Here is a 19240-nt window from a genome sequence, read left to right on the forward strand (position 1 = left end):
GGGCTTGAAGTGTTTTTAATCGCCGCCAAGTAGGGACAACTCCCGCAAAACAGCAGTCGCCAGCCTGACATTTATAACCAGCCCATCTCGCTAAATTCCCGGCCTCATTTATCAGAGGTTGGGATTACATGCTTCATACACCCCACAGATTTGCCCTGGTCATGGCCCTCGCGATGAGCACGGTCGGCCTTTCACCCGCCTATGCACAAGGTGAGTTCGACTACTTGCACCACCACTCGCAACCCGACGACACAGAGGATGCCGAGTGGTATGAAGTGCCTGAGGTCGACACGCCGCTGGTGGACGGTTATCTGATCCAGAAGGCCACCTCTTACAACGGTTTGCAGCTCGCTGCCGTGCTCGATCCCGCGCTCACCAAGCTGATGGACGCCGAACTGACATCGGAGGAGGAAGAAGAACTGGAAAAAATCGCTGACGCCCTCACCCGGGACCCCGGAGGAATGGGTGCCGCCCTTGAACAACTGGCCGGCAGTCAGAACGCCAACCTCGCCGCCGCCACTCAAAACACTACGCAGCAGCTTGGCACCCAGCTGCTTTCAACCCTGCAGGCATTGCCCGACACCGATGAGGGCCACTTCTGGACCAAAGGCGTGCGCAACGAAGGTCGCCTGGCCAGGCAAGGCGGCAGCGCCGGCGTAAGCACCGACACCCAAGGCTTGATGCTGGGCGCCGACTGGGCCCTGGACCAGGCCTGGCGCGTGGGTGTGATGGGCGCAAAGACCAGCAGCCGCTTCGATGCCCAGCGCTTCGACGCCGACCTCGACAGTTGGCACCTGGGTGGCTACGCAGTCCGGCAGGACGGGCCCTTGGCGCTGCGCCTGGGAGGCATCTACAGCCGCCATGCCGGCACCAACAAGCGCCGCATTCAACTGCTCGACTATGAGGAACAACTCAAGGGGAGCTACGACGCCCAGAGCCAAACCCTCTTCTCTGAGCTGGGCTACCGGTTGGGCAGCGCGGATGTCAGCGCCGAGCCGTTCATCGGGCTGGGCTACCAGCGCTATCATCGCGACAGCTTCAAGGAGCGCGGCGGGCTGGCCGCGCTGAACGTCGGCTCGCAAACCCAGCAAAACCTGAACAGCACCGTTGGCCTGCGTCTGGCGACGGAGTATCGGTTCGATCACCAGGTCAGCCTCACTCCCCACCTCAGCACCCGCTGGAAACACCTCTACGGCGCGGTCGACAGCCAGGTGCGTCAGTCCTATCGCCACACCCCGGGGCTGATTGACGATTTCACCATCACCGGCACCTCACTCGACCGCGACAGCCTGGAATTGCAAGCCGGCCTCGACCTTGCGCTGTCCGCGCAACACACCGTCGGCCTCAGCTACAGCGGCCAGGCCGGTACCCACAGCCGCAACCAGGGCCTGATGGGGCAGTGGATGATGAGTTTTTAAGCGCCGCGGCCGCCAAATTACAGGCAAAAAAAAGGGGAGCACCTGCTCCCCCGAGGATTAAACGGTAGCGGTCGAAGGCTGTGTGTCAGCCTTCGATTTCAATCAGAATTTCGCCCGGATTGACCCGGTCGCCCTTGGCCACATGAACAGCGTTCACCTTGCCGGCAATCGATGCCTGCACTTCGGTTTCCATCTTCATCGCTTCGGTAATCAGCACCGCCTGGCCGGCCTTGACCACGTCGCCTTCCTTGACCAGCACATCGACGATATTGCCCGGCATTGCCGTGCTGACGTGCCCTGGCTCGGTGGCGTGCTTGCGCTTGCTGCCGCCGCTGCTGACAAAGTCGTTGAGCGGTTCGAACACCACTTCTTCGGGCATGCCGTCGATGGACAGGTAGAAGTGCCGCTTGCCCTCGGCCTTCACGCCCACACCGGTGATGTCCACGCGGTAGCTTTCGCCGTGCACGTCGATCACGAACTCGGTCGGCACGCCCTCACCGCCTGCGCGGGCCACGCCGCCGGCTTCAGGGATCGGCAGCAGCACTTCCGGCGCCAGGGTGCCGGCGTCGCGCTCTTCGAGGAACTTGCGACCGATATCCGGGAACATGGCGTAGGTCAGCACGTCTTCTTCGGACTTGGCCAACGCCCCGATTTCGCCGCGCAGCTTGGTCATTTCCGGTTTGAGCAAATCGGCCGGGCGTACATCGATCACGTCTTCGCTGCCGATGGCCTGGCGGCGCAGCTTCTCGTTCACGGTGCCGGGCGCCTTGCCGTAGCCGCCTTGCAGGTAGAGTTTCACTTCGTTGGTGATGGTCTTGTAGCGCTCGCCAGCCAGCACGTTGAAGAACGCCTGGGTGCCGACGATCTGCGAGGTCGGCGTGACCAGCGGCGGGAAGCCGAGGTCTTCACGCACACGCGGGATTTCGGCCAGCACTTCGCTCATGCGGTTGAGGGCGCCCTGCTCTTTCAACTGGTTGGCCAGGTTGGAAATCATCCCGCCCGGCACCTGGTTGACCTGCACGCGGGTATCGACGGCGGTGAATTCGCTTTCGAACTGGTGGTACTTCTTGCGCACCGCATAGAAATACAGGCCGATTTCCTGCAGCAGCTCCAGGCTCAGGCCGGTGTCGAATTCGCTGCCTTTAAGCGCGGCGACCATCGACTCGGTGCCCGGATGGCTGGTGCCCCAGGCGAAGCTGGAGATCGCAGTGTCGATGTGGTCGGCACCGTTTTCGATGGCCTTGAGCTGGCACATCGCAGCCAGGCCGGCGGTGTCGTGGGAGTGGATGAAAATCGGCAGGTTCTGCTCGGCTTTCAGCGCCTTGACCAGTTCGCCGGTGGCGTAGGGGGTCAGCAGGCCGGCCATGTCCTTGATCGCAATCGAGTCGCAACCCATGGATTCCAGTTGCCGGGCCTGGGCCACGAACGCTTCGACGGTGTGCACCGGGCTGGTGGTGTAGGCGATGGTGCCCTGGGCGTGTTTGCCGGCGGCTTTGACTGCTTCGATGGCCACGCGCAGGTTACGCACGTCATTCATTGCGTCGAAGATGCGGAATACATCGATGCCGTTGACGGCAGCCTTGGCGACAAACGCCCTCACCACGTCGTCGCTGTAATGGCGATAGCCCAAGAGGTTTTGCCCGCGCAACAGCATCTGCAGGCGCGTATTGGGCAACGCGTCGCGCAGTTGGCGCAGGCGCTCCCACGGGTCTTCCTTCAAAAAGCGCACGCAGGCGTCGAAGGTCGCGCCGCCCCAGACTTCCAGGGACCAGTAGCCGACTTTATCGAGCTTGTCGCAGATCGGCAGCATGTCTTCGGTGCGCATGCGCGTGGCCAGCAACGATTGGTGGGCGTCGCGCAGGATGGTGTCGGTTACAAAGATTTTCTTGGACATTGTTGTATTCCTCACAGGCCTGCGTGGGCGGCGATGGCGGCGGCGATGGCCAGGGCCAGCTCTTCGGGTTTGCGCTTGATCGAGTAGTTGGTCAGCTCAGGGTGGCTTTCCACAAAGCTTGTATTGAACTGGCCGCTGCGGAATTCCGGATTACGCAGGATTTCCTGGTAATAGGCGGCGGTGGTCTTCACGCCCTGCAGGCGCATGTCGTCCAGGGCACGCAGGCCGCGGTCCATGGCTTCTTCCCAGGTGAGCGCCCACACCACCAGTTTCAGACACATGGAGTCGTAGAACGGCGGGATGGTGTAGCCGGTGTAGATCGCCGTGTCGGTGCGCACGCCAGGGCCGCCGGGTGCGTAATAACGAGTGATCTTGCCGAAGCTGGGCAGGAAGTTGTTCTTCGGGTCTTCGGCGTTGATGCGAAACTGCAACGCGAAACCACGGTGCTGGATATCTTCCTGCTTCACCGACAGCGGCAGGCCCGAGGCGATGCGGATCTGCTCGCGGACGATATCGATGCCGGTAATTTCTTCGGTGATGGTGTGTTCCACCTGCACCCGGGTGTTCATCTCCATGAAATACACTTCGCCCTCGGCGAGCAAAAACTCCACGGTGCCGGCGTTCTCGTAGCCCACGGCTTTGGCGGCGCGTACCGACAGGTCGCCGATGTAGGCGCGCTGTTCAGGGGTGAGTTGAGGGCTGGGGGCAATTTCGATGAGCTTTTGGTTGCGGCGCTGGATCGAGCAATCGCGCTCGAACAGGTGCACCACGTTGCCAAAGCTGTCACCGAGGATCTGCGCCTCAATGTGCTTGGGATTGACGATGCATTTTTCCAGAAACACGTGCGCCGAACCGAAAGCCTTGGTGGCCTCGGAGATCACGCGGGGGAAGGCTTGTTCGAGTTCTTCACGGCTGTTGCACCGACGAATGCCGCGCCCGCCGCCGCCGGACGTGGCCTTGAGCATCACCGGGTAACCAATGCGGTCGCCTTCGATAAGGGCTTCATGGATATCGGCGACATTGCCTTCGGTGCCCGGGGTAACCGGCACGCCGGCCTTGATCATGCTGCGGCGCGCTTCGGTCTTGTCACCCATGCGGCGGATAACTTCAGCCGAAGGGCCAATGAACTTGATGCCACGTTCGGCGCAGATGTCGGCCAGTTCGGCATTTTCCGACAGGAAGCCGTAGCCGGGGTGCAGCGCGTCGCAACCGGTCTCCACGGCCAGGTTCACCAGCTTGCGCGGATTGAGATAACCGGCCAGAGGATCGGCACCAATGCTGTGGGCTTCGTCGGCACGTTTGACGTGCAGCGCATGACGGTCGGCATCGGAAAACACCGCGACCGAGCGAATACCCATCTCGGCACAGGCACGCACGATGCGGACGGCAATTTCCCCACGGTTGGCGATCAGGATCTTTTTTATCACTTGGAAATTCCCTTGAGCCGATTGCTGCGTCATCGACCCGATGAAGCGGGGTCGGCGCGTGACCAAATGTTTCATGACAGTCGCGAGACACACACTAAGCCGCTGGAGGGATTAACAAAAATCAATAATTATTGGGCTGTGTATAAGCAAAGACTTATAGTCACTGCATCAGGGTTGGCCGGGGTGCTTTAAAAATGCGTAAGTCATTGATGCGACTGACATTGCGTCAGCTGCAAATCTTCAATGAGGTGTGTGATCTGCGGTCCTACAGCCGCGCAGCCGAGGAAATGTCCCTCACACAACCGGCCGTCAGCCTGCAAATTCGCCAGATTGAGGAGCTGATCGGTCAGCCGCTGTTCGATTATGTCGGCAAAAAGCTCTACATGACCGAGGCCGCCGAAGCGCTGCAGCGGGCCAGCCGCGATATTTTCGGGCGCCTGGAAAACCTCGACATGCAGCTGTCGGACATGCAGGGGTCGCTGCAGGGCCAACTGAAACTGGCGGTGGAGTCCAGCGCCAAGTATTTCGTGCCGCACCTGTTTGCCGCCTTCAAGCGCCAGCATCCGGAAGTGCAACTGCACCTCACGGTGGTCAACCGCGCGCAGGTCATTCGCAGGCTGTCGGACAACCGCGACGACCTGGTGATCATGTCCATGGTGCCTCAGGACATGGGCCTGGAATTCCTGCCCTTCCTCAACAACCCGATTGTGGCGGTGGCGCCACCGGATCATCCGTTGAGCCTCAAGGGCCCGCTGCGCCTGCAGGACCTGGAACCTTATACGCTGCTACTGCGCGAACCGGGCTCCGGCACCCGGATGGCCTGTGAGGAATACTTCAAGGAAAAACGCGTGCACTTCACCCAGACGGTGGAAGTGGCTTCGGCCGAGGCGCAACGCGAATGCGTGTGCGCCGGGCTCGGCGTGGCGCTGCTGACGCGCCATGCGGTCAACATGGAACTGGCCACCGGCGGGCTCAGGGAGCTGCCGGTGGAGGAACTGCCGCTGTACCGCAGTTGGTGCCTGGTGCAGGCCAAGGCCAAGCGCCTGTCACCGGTAGCCCATGCCTTCCTGGGCTTTATCCGCAGCGAGCGGTTGCAGATCAGCGCGCTGGCTGAGCGTTTCGCTGGGCGGCCGCGGGTGCCTGCCAATGCAGTTCCGGGTAGTCACTGATGCTCTGCAACAGTTGACGCTGGTCACAACGGTCTTCGATCGCGCGACGGAACGCCATGCGGCGCTGGTCTTCCTGCTGACGACGGGTTTTGACGGAGCTGCTGCTGTCTTCGTAGGGACGGGCCATTTCAAGTCTCCCAAAGCGAGTACGGGGGAGTTCAGGATGGGCTTGGGGGATGACACGACTGTGACAGCTCGGTGAAGATTCTAAAAACACTGGAGATCAAAATGTGGGAGGGGGCTTGCCCCCTCCCACATTTGGAATGGGTTTGAACTGAGGTCAGTCGTCCAGGGCTTTGACCGACTTGGGCGATAACCGCAGGCTGCGCAAGCTGCGCTTTACGCTCTTGAGGTGGTTGACCAGGCTCGGTCCGCGCGCCATGGCAACGCCCATGGCCAGTACGTCGATCACCACCAGGTGGGCGATACGCGAGGTCAGCGGCGTGTAGATTTCGGTGTCTTCGTGCACATCGATCGCCAGGTTGACCGTGGACAGTTCCGCCAATGGCGTCTGGCTCGGGCACAGGGTGATCAGCGAGGCGCCGCTTTCGCGCACCAGGTTGGCGGTGATCAGCAGGTCTTTGGAGCGGCCGGACTGGGAAATGCAGATGGCAACGTCGGTAGGCTTCAAGGTCACCGCCGACATCGCCTGCATGTGCGGGTCGCTGTAGGCAGCTGCGGTGAGCAGCAAGCGGAAGAACTTGTGCTGGGCGTCGGCCGCCACCGCACCCGAGGCGCCAAAACCGTAGAACTCCACGCGCTGGGCCTGGGACATGGCGGTCACGGCCTTTTGCAGCTCCACCGGGTCGAGCTTCTCGCGCACTTCCATCAGGGTATGCAGAGTGGTGTCAAAAATCTTAAGGCTGTAGTCGGCGACCGAATCGTCTTCGTGGATCGCAAACTGACCAAAACTCGCACCGGCGGCCAGGCTCTGGGCCAGCTTGAGTTTCAGGTCCTGGAACCCCGAGCAACCGATGGCGCGGCAGAAGCGCACGATGGTCGGCTCGCTGATGCCCACGCTGTGGGCCAGGTCGGCCATGGAACTGTGCATCACGGCCGCGGGGTCAAGCAGCACGTGATCGGCAACCTTGAGTTCCGATTTGCGTAACAGGTGGCGCGACTGGGCGATATGTTGCAGCAGATTCACAGGGCAGGACTCTTGTTATTGGCAGGCGCCAGGGATGTAGCAAGCTTGTAGTTATACTACAGGAATTGTCGTTTTGCCCGTTTGATCCTTCACTAAATCGCCCCCTTCCCCTGTGAATCTGAGGCCACACATCATGTAGCACCAGGGGCGGACCCGACGTCGTTAAGGAAAATCTGCATTCTCGCGTAACAATTGCGCGAACTGTTCAGCCGGGATCGGCCGGCTGATCAGGTAGCCCTGCACCTCGTCGCACTGTTGCGCGCGCAGGAAATCCAGTTGCTGCTGATCTTCCACGCCTTCGGCCACCACCTTGAGCGCCAGGCCGTGGGCCATGGCGATGATTGCGCGGGTGATGGCCGCGTCTTCGCGCCCCTGCCCCAGCCCACGAATAAAGGTCTGGTCGATCTTCACGTAGTCCACGGGGATGCGTTTGAGGTAGCTCAGGGACGAATAGCCGGTGCCAAAATCGTCGATGGCCAGCTTCACCCCCAGGTCGCGCAGTTGCTGGAAGGTGGCGATGATGTGCTCGACGCTGTCGAGCAACTGGCTTTCCGTCAGCTCCAGCTCCAGGTATTGCGGGTCCAGGCCGGTTTCTTCGAGTACCTGGCGCACCAGGCTGACCAGCTTGCCCTGGCGCAACTGATGCACCGACAGGTTCACCGACACCCGGATCGGCGCCAGCCCCTGGCGCTGCCACTCACAGGCTTGCCAGCAGGCCTGGCGCAGCACGAACTCGCCCAGCGGCACAATCAGGCCGGTCTCTTCGGCCAGGCCGATAAAATCCCCCGGCGGCACCATGCCCCACTGCGGATGCTCCCAGCGCACCAGCGCTTCGGCCGCATTGAGCGTGCCGCTGGCCAGGCACAGCTTGGGTTGGTAGAACACCGTGAGCTGACGCTCTTCGATGGCCTTGCGCAGGTGGTTTTCCAGCTGCAGACGCTCCAGGGTGCTGGCTTGCAGGCTGTCGGTGTAGAACTGGAAATTATTGCCGCCCAGGTGCTTGGCGTGTTGCATGGCCATGTTCGATTGGCTGACCAGCTCGGAAATTTCCCGCGCGTTATCCGGCAACAGGCTGACCCCCATTGAGGCGCTGACCACCAATTCATGCCCCTCAACCGTCACCGGCACGCGCAGCTTGGCCAACAATCGCGTGGCCACCCGGGCCAGGCTGGACAGGTTGCCGTAGGCGTCAAACAGCACGGCGAATTCGTCACCGGACAGGCGCGCGATGGTATCGGCCTCGGGCAAGGCATTGATCAGGCGCCGCGCCATCTTTTGCAACAACTGGTCGGCCACTTCATGGCCCAGGCTATCGTTGAGCAATTTGAAGCGGTCCAGGTTGATATGCAGCAACGCCAGGCTGCGGCCGCCCTGACGCACCCGCTGATGAGCCTCGCGCAGGCGCTCGCGAAACAGCGAGCGGTTGGCCAGCCCGGTCAATTCGTCGTAGTGAGTGAGGTAGCGCATGCGCTCCTCCGATTCACGCCTGGCGGAAAGATCGGCGAAGAAGCCCACGATATGGCTGACCTTGCCGCGAATATCGCGCACCACGTTCAGTTGCAGCCATTGCGGGTACAACTCGCCGTTCTTGCGCGTTTCCACCAGTTCACCTTGCCAGGTGCCATGGCTGAGCAGCGCCTGATGGATCAGCGGGAAGTGGCGTCGAGCGTCGCGGCTGCAGGGCAGCTCCACGACGTTGCGGCCGAGCATGTCGTCGATATCGAAGCCGGTGACCCGGCTGAAGGCCTGGTTGACAGCGATCAGCGCGTAATTCGGGTCAAGAATCACGATGCCTTCGCTGGCCGCCTCGAACACCGTCGAGGCCAGCCGCTGCTGCTCCTCCAAGACCTTGTCGGCGCTGATATCACGGCGCGTGCCGAGCATGCGGATCACGCGCCCGCTGGGTGAATGTTCCACCGCGCGGCCACGGTCTTCGATCCACACCCAGTGGCCATCGCCGTGGCGCACGCGGTATTGCACCTGATAGTCCTCGCTGCGGCCCTTGAGGTGATCCACCAGCGCACGCTTGAGCAGCGGCACATCCTCGGGGTGCAGGCGCGGCTTGAGATGGCTGAGCATGGCCGTGATGTACTCGGGTTCCAGGCCGAACAATTCCTTGAGGTGGGAGTGGTGGACTTCGTCGGTCTGCAGGTTCCAGTCCCACAGGCCCAGTTCGCTGGCTTGCAGGGCCATGGCCAGGCGCTCTTCGCTCTTATTCAGGGCGAGGCTGGCGGCATCCAGTTCCTGGCTGCGTTGCGCCACACGGTCCTGCAGGCCGATTTGCGCCTCGCGCAGGTCCTGTTCGACCTTGCGCCGCTGCTCGACTTCGCGCACCAGGTCCTGATTGAGCTGCTCGCTGCGCTGCTGGGCCTGTTGCAGGTGTTCGATCAAGGCCTGGTTCTGGAAGCGCCGCACCAGCCCGCGCTGGATCAGGCGGTTGACCTGCCAGGCGACCAGGCTGAGCGATGCCAGCAGAATCAGCCCGAGCACGGCCCAGCCACGTTGCTGCGCTGCGCCGTCCCAGAACAGATAGGCGATGGCCGGTACCAGACACGGCAAGGCAAACGACAGGAATGCCGACAGACTCACGGCGTAGGCCACACTGGCCGACAAGGTGGCCGCCCCGAGCAGGCCGAACACCCAGGCCTGCTGCATGAAGCTGTCTTTGGGCACCAGGGCGATGGCGGCGATGGCCAGGGTCAGGCCGCTGACCGCCGAGCCGAGCATGAACATGCGCCGCCATACCGGTTGCGCCTGCCGACTGGGCATCGCCGAATCAAACGCCGCCACCTGAATCACGCGCATCGCCACCAGCGCGAGCAACCAGACCATCCACAGGCTGTCGAGCAGGTATTGCCGGGGGTTCCACAGCAGCCAGGCACAGACCAGACCGTTCACCAACATCAATAAGGTCGGCAGCAGCGAGCCCTGATAAAGCAGGCGTGTGCGCTCGACCGCCATCTCGGTGGCGTAGTGCTTGCGGATAACCTGCGCGGGCGCGGCCGTGAGGCCAGACAGGTCAGTGCTGAGGGTCATAGGCGATGTTCTTATAATGGTGAGCCCGAACGTTCGCGGAGCATACACAAGCAAGTGCCCGGGCCAAACCGCCCTGTGCGATAAAAATCACCTGTCAAAGGCACGCAAAGCTGGGTCCAGAGGCCTTCAGCGAGACGCAGCGCGGGCTGTGGCCATGACTTACCGGTCATCCCATGCGAAAGAATGTTTACCGGAGCACAGCGCGCCGCAGGTTTTCCGTCGACCGAGCGGCATTGGGATTTGCCCGACTCCCCCCGGCACCCTAGAATGCGTCGATGCGCGATGATCTCTCCCTTCTGCTGAACTCCCTCAACGATGCCCAACGCCAGGCCGTAGCCGCCCCCGTTGGCCGTCAGTTGGTCCTGGCCGGTGCTGGCTCCGGTAAAACCCGAGTGCTGGTGCACCGTATCGCCTGGTTGATCCAGGTCGAGAACGCGTCGCCGCACTCCATCCTGTCGGTGACTTTCACCAACAAGGCGGCTGCCGAGATGCGCCACCGCATCGAGCAGTTGATGGGCATCAGCCCGGCCGGCATGTGGGTGGGCACCTTCCACGGTTTGGCGCACCGCCTGTTGCGCGCGCACTGGCAGGAAGCGGGCCTGAGCCAGACCTTCCAGATTCTCGACAGCGACGACCAGCAACGCCTGGTCAAGCGAGTAATGCGGGAACTGGGCCTGGACGAACAGCGCTGGCCCGCGCGCCAGGCGCAGTGGTTTATCAACGGCCAGAAAGACGAAGGCCTGCGCCCGCAGCATATTCAAGCCAGCGGCGATCTGTTCCTGGCCACCATGCGCAGCGTTTATGAAGCCTACGAGGCCGCCTGCCTGCGTGCCGGCGTGATCGACTTCTCCGAATTGCTGTTGCGCGCCCTCGACCTGTGGCGCGACAACCCGGGCCTGCTGGCGCATTACCAGAAACGCTTTCGCCACATTCTGGTGGATGAGTTCCAGGACACCAACGCCGTGCAGTACGCCTGGTTGCGCCTGCTGGCCAAGGGCGGTGACAGCCTGATGGTAGTGGGCGACGACGATCAGTCGATCTATGGCTGGCGCGGCGCGAAAATCGAGAACATCTACCAGTATTCCGATGACTTCCCGGACGCGGCCACCATCCGCCTGGAGCAGAACTACCGCTCCACCGCCGGTATCCTCAAAGCCGCCAATGCCTTGATCGCCAACAACACCGGGCGCCTGGGCAAAGAGCTGTGGACAGACGGCGGCGAAGGCGAAGCGATCAACCTGTACGCCGCGTTCAACGAGCACGATGAAGCGCGCTACGTGGTGGAAACCATCGAAAGCGCGCTGAAAACCGGCCTGGCGCGCAGCGACATCGCCATTCTCTATCGCTCCAACGCCCAGTCGCGGGTGCTGGAAGAAGCCTTGCTGCGCGAACGCATCCCGTACCGCATCTATGGCGGCCAGCGCTTCTTCGAGCGCGCGGAAATCAAGAACGCCATGGCCTACCTGCGTCTGCTGGAAGGCCGTGGCAACGATGCGGCGCTGGAGCGGGTGATCAATATCCCGACGCGTGGCATCGGTGAAAAAACCGTTGAAGCGATCCGCGACCATGCGCGCCACGCCGATGTATCGATGTGGGAAGCCATGCGCTTGCTGATCGCCAATAAAGGCCTGACCGGCCGTGCGGCCGGGGCATTGGGCGGGTTTGTCGAGCTGATCGAGACCCTCGCCGCCAAGTGCATGGAAATGCCCCTGCACCTGATGACCCAGACCGTGATCGAACAGTCCGGGCTGATCGCCTATCACGAAGCGGAAAAAGGCGAGAAAGGCCAGGCCCGGGTAGAAAACCTTGAGGAACTGGTCAGCGCCGCGCGGGCGTTCGAAAATGCCGAGACCGAAGAAGACCTTACACCGCTCGCCGCGTTCCTCGGCCATGCCTCATTGGAGGCCGGCGACACGCAGGCCGACGAGCATGAAGACAGCGTCCAGCTGATGACCTTGCACAGCGCCAAGGGTCTGGAGTTTCCGTATGTGTTCCTGGTGGGCATGGAAGAGGGTCTGTTCCCGCACAAGATGAGCCTGGAAGAGCCGGGCCGCCTTGAGGAGGAGCGCCGTCTGGCCTATGTGGGCATCACCCGGGCGATGCAGAACCTGGTGATGACCTACGCCGAGACCCGGCGCCTGTATGGCAGCGAGACCTACAACAAGGTGTCGCGCTTCGTACGTGAAGTGCCGAAGGGGCTGATTCAGGAAGTGCGCCTGTCCAACAGCGTCAGCCGCCCGTTCGGCGGTGGCCAGCAACAGAACAGCAGCACCCTGTTTGCAGGGTCCGAGATTCCCGAAACCCAGTTCAGTCTGGGCCAGCAGGTGCGGCATTCGATTTTCGGCGAAGGGGTGATCCTCAACTTCGAAGGCGCCGGCGCCCAGGCTCGGGTGCAGGTGAACTTCGCCGAAGGCAGCAAGTGGCTGATGATGGGTTATGCCAAGCTCGAGGCGGTCTGACACATTTGCCTACATGAAGGCTGTTGGTCCGCCCTTGTTTTTATCGAGCGCGGGCCAATATCTGTAATTAGTCCTACAGACCCTTCGGAATAGGTCCTACGCAAAAGCCCGAAACACTCTGCCGCTAGCCACTGCCACAACACCTGTGCAACATGGCGCGCGTGCAATCCACAAATGGGAATTCCCTTTATGAAACGTTTTCTTAGCATCGCCATGGCGTTGTGCATCGGTTTGACGATGAGCATCGACGCCAACGCCAAACGCTTCGGTGGCGGCAAAAGCATGGGCTCGGCACCGACTCACCAAACCAGCCAAATGGCTCCTTCCGCGGGTGCCGGCGGTGCTGCAGCTACCGCAGGTGCAGCCGGTGCTGCTGGCGCTGCTGCCAAAGCCGGCGGTGCGTCGCGCTGGCTCGGCCCTCTGGCCGGCATCGCAGCCGGTGGCCTGCTGGCCTCCATGTTCATGGGCGGCGGCTTCCAGGGCATGCAGATTTTCGACATCCTGATCCTGGCGGTCATCGCCTTTGTGATCTTCCGCTTCATCGCCGCCCGTCGCCGCAAGCAGCAGGAGCATATGGCCCCGGCCGGCGCGCCGATGCAGCGTGAAGTCTTCGAGCAGAAGCCTGCGGCAATGGGTTCGATCTTCGGTGGTTCGGCAGCACAGGCTCCCGCTCGTCCGGTGATCAATGCACCGGCCTGGTTCAACGAGGAGCGTTTCGTCGAAGCGGCCCGCAGCCACTTCCAGTCCCTGCAGCAGCACTGGGACGCCAACGAAATGGACAAGATCGCCGAGTTCGTGACCCCGCAACTGCTGGAGTTCCTCAAGCGCGAACGTGCCGAGATTGGCGATGCGTTCCAGTCGACCTACATCGACGACCTGCGCGTCCAGCTGGACGGTGTGGATGATCGCGCCGACAAGACCATCGCCACCCTGACCTTCAGCGGTGTGTCGAAGACCTCGCGCTTCGACCAGGGCGAAGCGTTCAGCGAAAGCTGGAACATGGAACGTCCACAGGGCGAGAACCAGCCATGGCTGGTCGCCGGTATCCGCCAGAACAGCTGATACCCGCACGCTTGAGCATGCGGTAATAAAAAACCCCGGACTTGTCCGGGGTTTTCTATTTCACGGTTGCACTTATAGCGAGCTACTGTATAAAACGCCCCTATTAACCGCGCCATCTAGCAAGAGGATCCCGGCCGTGGAAGAAATCATCGAACAATTGCGTGAAGCCAACGAGCCCGTACCGGTTCCTCTGGAACTGCCTGACGAAGACCAACTGGTGGAAATCGAGGAACAACTGTTCATCGACATCCCGTTCGTCTTCCGCGAATTCCTGCTCACCGTCAGCGACGTGGTGTACGGCAGCCTGGAGCCGGTGACCGTCACCGACCCCCAATCGCACACCTACCTGCCGGAAGTGGCGGCCAACGCCTGGGATGCCGGCGTGGACCGCAGCCTGATCCCGATCTGTCAGGACGGCGACGACTATTACTGCGTCGAGGAAGACGGCACTGTGGTGCTGTGGTCCGCTGAAGAAGAACTGGTCCAGGAAGAAACCTGGGAATCGGTGTGGCACTGGGCGCGGGACGTCTGGCTGGAAAGCTGATCGCGACTGCATGGGCACAGCCAAGCCGATTCAAATGTGGGAGGGGGCCTGCTCCCGATAGCGGTGGATCAGTCAACACCCTCAGTGACTGACACACTGACATCGGGAGCAAGCCCCCTCCCACATTGGATACTCAGCGCATCCTCAGTGCTCCGACGTATCCTTATGGTTATCCAGCGTCTCCAGCAACGCCACCTGCATCCGCGTATGCACGCGGATGAACCAGCGCCAGAGCACCGCTGCCACCGCCGCCGTCACCACGGCAATCAACACCAGCAACTTATTGGTCGGCAAAATGCTGGCTGACAAAGCTGCCAGCAGCACGAAAATCACCAACAGCGACAGAATCGGAATCAGCTCCGCGATCACCCGTCGCACACGCTGGGTATGCCGCCCGGCCATCTCCGGCTTCACGCTCATCTCGGCCAGCAACATCGACAGTGCCTTGAGCTTGCGGTACGCCGCAATCAGAAACGGCAGCGACAGCAGCAACGCCCCACCCCAGATCAAAGCCTTCTGCCAGCTTGGATCGCTGATCCAGCCTTCCAGATAACCCCCGATGCGCGCCGCAAAAAAACTGCCGGTGAAAAAAATCGCAATCACCAGCGCCAGGTTCACCCCCACCTGCAGGATGATCTTGCGGATCATCGACGCCAGCATCGCGCCCTCGCCTTGCGGCTGGATACTGCGCAACCACTCGCCGTACAGGCCAAACACCCGGCTCAAGCGCGTGGGCATTACGGCGGCAATCTTCAGTGACAGCGGGTCGGCACTGCGAATCAGGTAGGGCGTGAGCAAGGTGGTGATCACCGAGACGGCCACCGCCACCGGGTAAAGAAAGTCGCTGGTTACCTGCAACGTCATCCCCAGCGCGGCGATGATGAAGGAAAACTCACCAATCTGTGACAGCCCCATGCCCACGCGCAGTGAGGTGCGGCCGTCATTGCCGGCAATAAACGCCCCGAGGCCGCAGGACAACATCTTCCCCAGCACCACCGCCACGGTGATCACCGCGATCGGCCAGGCGTATTGGAGCAGGATCTGCGGGTCGATCATCAAGCCGATCGCTACGAAGAAGATAGCGCTGAACATGTCGCGAACCGGCTCGATCAGGCGCTCGATCTTAATCAACTGGCGGGACTCGGCCATGATCGCGCCAATCAGGAACGCCCCCAGCACCATGCTGTATTCCAGCTTGACCACCAGCAGGCAGAAGCCGAAACACAGGCCCAACACGGTGATCAGCAGCATTTCGTTACTTTCGAACCTCGCCACATAGGCCAGCAAGCGCGGCACCAGCAGAATGCCGATCACCAGCGCCACAATCATGAACAGCGAGAGCTTGCCGACCGTGGAAAACACCTCGCCGGAGCTGACCGTGCCACTGACGGCGATGCTCGACAGCAAGGCGATGATGCCGATACCCAGGATGTCCTCGACGATCAACACGCCGAAAATCAGCTGGGCAAAGCGCTGGTTCTTCATCTTCAGGTCATTGAGCGCCTTGACGATGATGGTGGTCGAGGAAATGGCCAGGATTGCCCCGAGGAACAGCGAGTCCATGGTGTTCCAGTCGAACCACTGACCGATCTCGTAGCCGATCCAGATCATCAGGATGATTTCGAGGAACGCCGCGATAAACGCCGTGGCGCCCACCTTGAACAACTTGCGCAGGCTGAATTCCAGGCCCAGGCAGAACATCAGGAAGATCACCCCCAGCTCGGCGAGGGTCTTGATGGTGTCTTCGTCATGAATCAGACCGAACGGCGGGGTGTGCGGGCCGATGATGAAGCCGGCGACGATGTAACCGAGTACCACCGGCTGCTTGAGTCGGTGAAACAGGATGGTGACCACCCCTGCCACCAGCATGATCACGGCCAGGTCCTGAATAAAGCTGATGGCGTGCATGGCGAGGGGCTCCTTGAGGGTACTGGCGCTTTTCCCACTTCCGCTCGCGCCGCTGAGCAGTCGCCAAGAGCGGAAGGAAAAGTCTACCTTGAACGTAAGAAATGCCCTGAGATGGGCGTTTGAAGGTTAACACCGCGACTTCCAGTGAAAAGCCGGTGCAATATATGGAAACAATCGCTGCGGGGCGTGACGGCAAGCCGCCCGTCGGCGTCCCGTTACCGATAGCGCTGCAAATGATTCCAGCACCCGCAGAGGTGCCTCCCCAACCAATGCCTACAACCGTGAGTGTGCTATGGAACCCGGAAACGCCCAACTGTCGATGACGGTATTGATGACCCCAGACATGGCCAACTTCTCAGGCAATGTCCACGGCGGCACATTGCTCAAGTACCTCGACGAAGTGGCCTACGCTTGTGCCAGCCGTTATGCCGGCCGTTATGTAGTCACCTTGTCGGTCGACCAGGTGATTTTTCGCGAACCGATTCATGTCGGCGAACTGGTGACCTTCCTCGCGTCAGTCAACTACACCGGCAATACCTCGATGGAAGTGGGCATCAAGGTGGTGACCGAGAACATCCGCGAACGCTCGGTGCGCCACACCAACAGTTGCTTCTTCACCATGGTGGCAGTGGACGACCAGCGCAAACCCGCCCCGGTACCGCCGCTTCAACCGCAGAACAGCGAAGACAAGCGCCGCTTCGTGCAGGCCCAGCAGCGCCGGCAGATTCGCCAGGAGTTGGAAAAGCGCTATCAGGAAATCAAAGGCTGACAGGCTCACCGAATCAAAATATGGAAGGGGACTTGCCCCCTCCCACATTTTTCTGCGTGCTTATAGACCGATCGGCGTGGCCTCAAACCGCACGCGCGGGTGGGCGATTCGATCCTGGGCCCGCACCAGCTCCAACTCGTAACTGGCGCAGGCCTGGGTTTCCAGCAGCACTTCATGCACCGCCGCAGCGGTGAATTCGAACGCCGCCAGCAAGCTGTCGCCCAGCAGCACCCGCGCCAGGAACAGCCCCGAGGTCAGGTCGCCCACGCCCACCGGTTGGCGCGGGAATGCCAGCAGCGGCCGACGCAAGTGCCAGCTGCCGTCGGCGGTCACCAGCAGCATCTCGAAGCCGTCCGGCAACTTGCCCGGGTAATCGAGGTGCTTGACCAACACCGCCTTTGGCCCGCGCGCCAGCAAGGCCTTGGCCATCGCCAGGCAATCGAACAATGACTGCGGCTTGCGTCCGGCAAAGCTGTCCAGCTCGAGCTGGTTGGGGCAGAGAAAATCGGCCATGGCGGCAGCTTCATCCAGCAAGAAATCACTGACCTCCTGAGGCACGACGCAGCCTTTCTCCGCATGGCCCATCACCGGGTCGCACAGGTACAGGGCTTTGGGGTTGATCGCCTTGATACGCGCCACGCCGGTGAGAATCGCGCGGCCCTGAGCGGCGCTGCCCAGGTAGCCAGAAAGAATGGCGTCGCAGTTGCCCAGTTCGCCAATCGCCGCAATGCCTTCCACCAGCGCCGGAATCTGCTGCGGCGCCAGCACCTCGCCGGCCCACTGACCATACTGGGTGTGGTTGGAGAACTGCACCGTGTTGAGCGGCCAGACATTCACCCCGACCCGCTGCATGGGGAATACGGCGGCGCTGTTTCCGGCGTGGCCAAAGACCACATGAGACTGGATCGCAAGCAGATGGGGTGTACGTTTCATGCAGGAAATGTCCATAAAGCCGTTGAAATTCCGGCCGCGCAGTATGCGACTAAACGCAGCCTGTACGACAGACCGGCGACACAGTTAAGCTGCTCTCACTTTGTTGGAGTTCATCGCATGCTGACCCTGGGAAACATCTTCGTGTTGATGCTGCTGGCGACCGGCGCCGCCTGGGTCTGGCACAACCACGGCTTGCGCGAGCGTGCGCTGGCGCGGGTCAAGCAACATTGCGCCCGGCTCGACATTGAACTGCTCGATGGCGCGGTGGCGCTCAAGCGCATCGGTTTTGTGAAGGACGCCAACGGTCGACGGCGTCTGGCGCGGATCTACAATTTTGAATTTACCGTGACCGGCGAAACCCGCCACGCCGGTGTCATCACGCAGTTCGGCGCTCACAGCGCGCAAATCGAGCTGGCGCCCTACCCGTTCGAAGCCAAAGAGCCATTGCCCAGTGCCGAGGTGATCGAGCTGAGCCAATGGCGCCAGGATCATCCGGCCAAGAACCGTCAATAACGGCAGGTGGCAAGTGCAGTCTGCAACGCGGCGACTGCCTGTGGTTCGCTGAAGATCAATTCGATACGCGAGTCCCGCCGCCATTCGCTGGTCTGCCAGACGAGCACGCTGTTATCCACAGCGTTGGCCGAGACCCAGCCTTGGGTGCTGTGGATAACCAGCTTGGCGCGGCGCCAATCCAAACCTGACAGCCAGTGCTGCAGGCGCTCAACGTCAAAACGCTGGCTCGGATGCCAGCGCCAACCGATGCTCCAGCCGCCCTCCTGACCCTGGCTCAAGCAGATGGGCAGTGCGGGATCGCTCCAGATCGCCGGCAGTTGCGCCAACCCCTTGGGCACTTCGACGTTATGCACAGCCGCTTCGGCCTGCGTGTTCAAACCGGGCAGATACTCAATCGGCAGTTGCGCCTGGCGCGTCCAATACACTTCACAATCGGGTAACTGCCGTTCGATGGCCTGGCGCTGTTCGGTTTCCAGCCCCTCATCCTTGTTCAACACCAACAGACCCGCGCTGGCCAATGCCTCCTGCTGCGCAGGCGGCAGGGGTTTGCCCGACGCCAGCGCCTGGGCATCCAGCACCAGCACACAAGGCTGAACCGCCAGCACGTCCTGCCACGGCGTCTCGCGCAGTTGTTTGAGCAACTGCGCCGGGTGGCCAAGGCCCGAGGGCTCGATAAACAACCGGTCCGGCCTGGCCTTGCGCAACAGGCGGCCAAGGCCTACCTGAAACGGCGCACCATTGACGCAACACAGGCAGCCGCCCGCCACTTCGCCCAAGGCGATACCGTCGTCGTCCTGGGTGAGCAAGGCAGCGTCCAGGCCGATCTGCCCGAACTCGTTGATCAGCACCGCCCAACGCTCATTGGCCGGACGCTGGGCGAGCAGCTGCTTGATCAGGCTGGTCTTGCCGGCGCCCAGGGGGCCGGCGATCACGTGGGTAGGAATGTTCTGCAGCATCGTGG

At 61.6% G+C, this 19240-nt stretch carries 15 protein-coding genes; 7 read left to right on the top strand and 8 right to left on the bottom strand.

The window, feature by feature from the left end:
- The first annotated feature begins 128 nt into the window (after positions 1 to 128).
- Entirely contained in the window at positions 129 to 1418 is a 1290-nt protein-coding gene (locus JOE32_RS17090) for an autotransporter outer membrane beta-barrel domain-containing protein (protein ID WP_245229051.1), read from the top strand.
- An 85-nt stretch (positions 1419 to 1503) separates the two neighbouring features.
- Here JOE32_RS17090 and oadA read toward each other — a convergent pair whose 3' ends face one another.
- Complete coding sequence (gene oadA, locus JOE32_RS17095) at positions 1504 to 3312, bottom strand: sodium-extruding oxaloacetate decarboxylase subunit alpha (protein ID WP_209986563.1); 1809 nt, start codon at positions 3310 to 3312, stop codon at positions 1504 to 1506.
- 11 nt (positions 3313 to 3323) lie between these two features.
- Positions 3324 to 4739 (bottom strand): acetyl-CoA carboxylase biotin carboxylase subunit, encoded by a 1416-nt coding sequence (locus tag JOE32_RS17100; RefSeq protein WP_209986566.1) that lies wholly within the window; start codon positions 4737 to 4739, stop codon positions 3324 to 3326.
- A 194-nt stretch (positions 4740 to 4933) separates the two neighbouring features.
- Between JOE32_RS17100 and JOE32_RS17105 the strand changes: the two genes are divergently transcribed.
- The gene (locus tag JOE32_RS17105; RefSeq protein ID WP_209986569.1) at positions 4934 to 5908 is read left to right on the top strand and encodes a LysR family transcriptional regulator; all 975 of its coding nucleotides are present in this window, start codon (positions 4934 to 4936) and stop codon (positions 5906 to 5908) included.
- Here JOE32_RS17105 and JOE32_RS17110 read toward each other — a convergent pair.
- The 3 genes from JOE32_RS17110 to JOE32_RS17120 form a co-directional block, all read right to left on the bottom strand.
- Complete coding sequence (locus JOE32_RS17110) at positions 5838 to 6035, bottom strand: hypothetical protein (protein ID WP_209986572.1); 198 nt, start codon at positions 6033 to 6035, stop codon at positions 5838 to 5840. The two genes, JOE32_RS17105 and JOE32_RS17110, sit on opposite strands and share 71 nt — an antisense overlap.
- Positions 6036 to 6188: 153 nt before the next feature.
- Complete coding sequence (hexR, locus tag JOE32_RS17115; RefSeq protein ID WP_003177007.1) at positions 6189 to 7055, bottom strand: transcriptional regulator HexR; 867 nt, start codon at positions 7053 to 7055, stop codon at positions 6189 to 6191.
- Positions 7056 to 7217: 162 nt separating this feature from the next.
- On the bottom strand, positions 7218 to 10091 hold the full coding sequence (locus JOE32_RS17120) for a GGDEF and EAL domain-containing protein (protein ID WP_209986575.1): 2874 nt from the start codon (positions 10089 to 10091) through the stop codon (positions 7218 to 7220).
- A 275-nt stretch (positions 10092 to 10366) separates the two neighbouring features.
- On the opposite strand from JOE32_RS17120, the gene uvrD reads away from it, so the two are divergent.
- The 3 genes from uvrD (at position 10367) to JOE32_RS17135 (ending at position 14156) form a co-directional block, all read left to right on the top strand.
- Positions 10367 to 12550, top strand: a complete 2184-nt coding sequence (uvrD, locus tag JOE32_RS17125) for a DNA helicase II (RefSeq protein ID WP_209986578.1) — start codon at positions 10367 to 10369, stop codon at positions 12548 to 12550.
- Between the two features lie 189 nt (positions 12551 to 12739).
- Positions 12740 to 13612, top strand: a complete 873-nt coding sequence (locus JOE32_RS17130; protein WP_209986582.1) for a Tim44 domain-containing protein — start codon at positions 12740 to 12742, stop codon at positions 13610 to 13612.
- A gap of 136 nt (positions 13613 to 13748) precedes the next feature.
- On the top strand, positions 13749 to 14156 hold the full coding sequence (locus tag JOE32_RS17135; RefSeq protein ID WP_209986585.1) for an SMI1/KNR4 family protein: 408 nt from the start codon (positions 13749 to 13751) through the stop codon (positions 14154 to 14156).
- 144 nt (positions 14157 to 14300) lie between these two features.
- Here the strand turns inward: JOE32_RS17135 and JOE32_RS17140 are convergent, their stop codons facing one another.
- A complete protein-coding gene (locus tag JOE32_RS17140) occupies positions 14301 to 16064 on the bottom strand; it encodes a cation:proton antiporter (protein ID WP_209986588.1) in 1764 nt (587 codons plus the stop codon).
- Positions 16065 to 16356: 292 nt separating this feature from the next.
- On the opposite strand from JOE32_RS17140, the gene JOE32_RS17145 reads away from it, so the two are divergent.
- Positions 16357 to 16833, top strand: a complete 477-nt coding sequence (locus JOE32_RS17145; protein ID WP_116627067.1) for an acyl-CoA thioesterase — start codon at positions 16357 to 16359, stop codon at positions 16831 to 16833.
- 60 nt (positions 16834 to 16893) lie between these two features.
- Here the strand turns inward: JOE32_RS17145 and pdxY are convergent, their stop codons facing one another.
- Entirely contained in the window at positions 16894 to 17766 is an 873-nt protein-coding gene (pdxY, locus tag JOE32_RS17150; RefSeq protein ID WP_209986591.1) for a pyridoxal kinase PdxY, read from the bottom strand.
- Between the two features lie 117 nt (positions 17767 to 17883).
- Here pdxY and JOE32_RS17155 point away from each other — a divergent pair, with 117 nt between their 5' ends.
- The gene (locus JOE32_RS17155) at positions 17884 to 18279 is read left to right on the top strand and encodes a DUF3301 domain-containing protein (protein WP_209986594.1); all 396 of its coding nucleotides are present in this window, start codon (positions 17884 to 17886) and stop codon (positions 18277 to 18279) included.
- On the opposite strand, the gene JOE32_RS17160 is transcribed toward JOE32_RS17155, so the two are convergent.
- On the bottom strand, positions 18273 to 19235 hold the full coding sequence (locus tag JOE32_RS17160) for a CobW-like GTP-binding protein (RefSeq protein ID WP_209990586.1): 963 nt from the start codon (positions 19233 to 19235) through the stop codon (positions 18273 to 18275). The two genes, JOE32_RS17155 and JOE32_RS17160, sit on opposite strands and share 7 nt — an antisense overlap.
- Positions 19236 to 19240 lie beyond the last annotated feature (5 nt).

Origin of the sequence: Pseudomonas sp. PvP025 (assembly GCF_017832155.1) — a bacterium.
In the GTDB taxonomy this organism is placed as follows: Bacteria; Pseudomonadota; Gammaproteobacteria; order Pseudomonadales; family Pseudomonadaceae; genus Aquipseudomonas.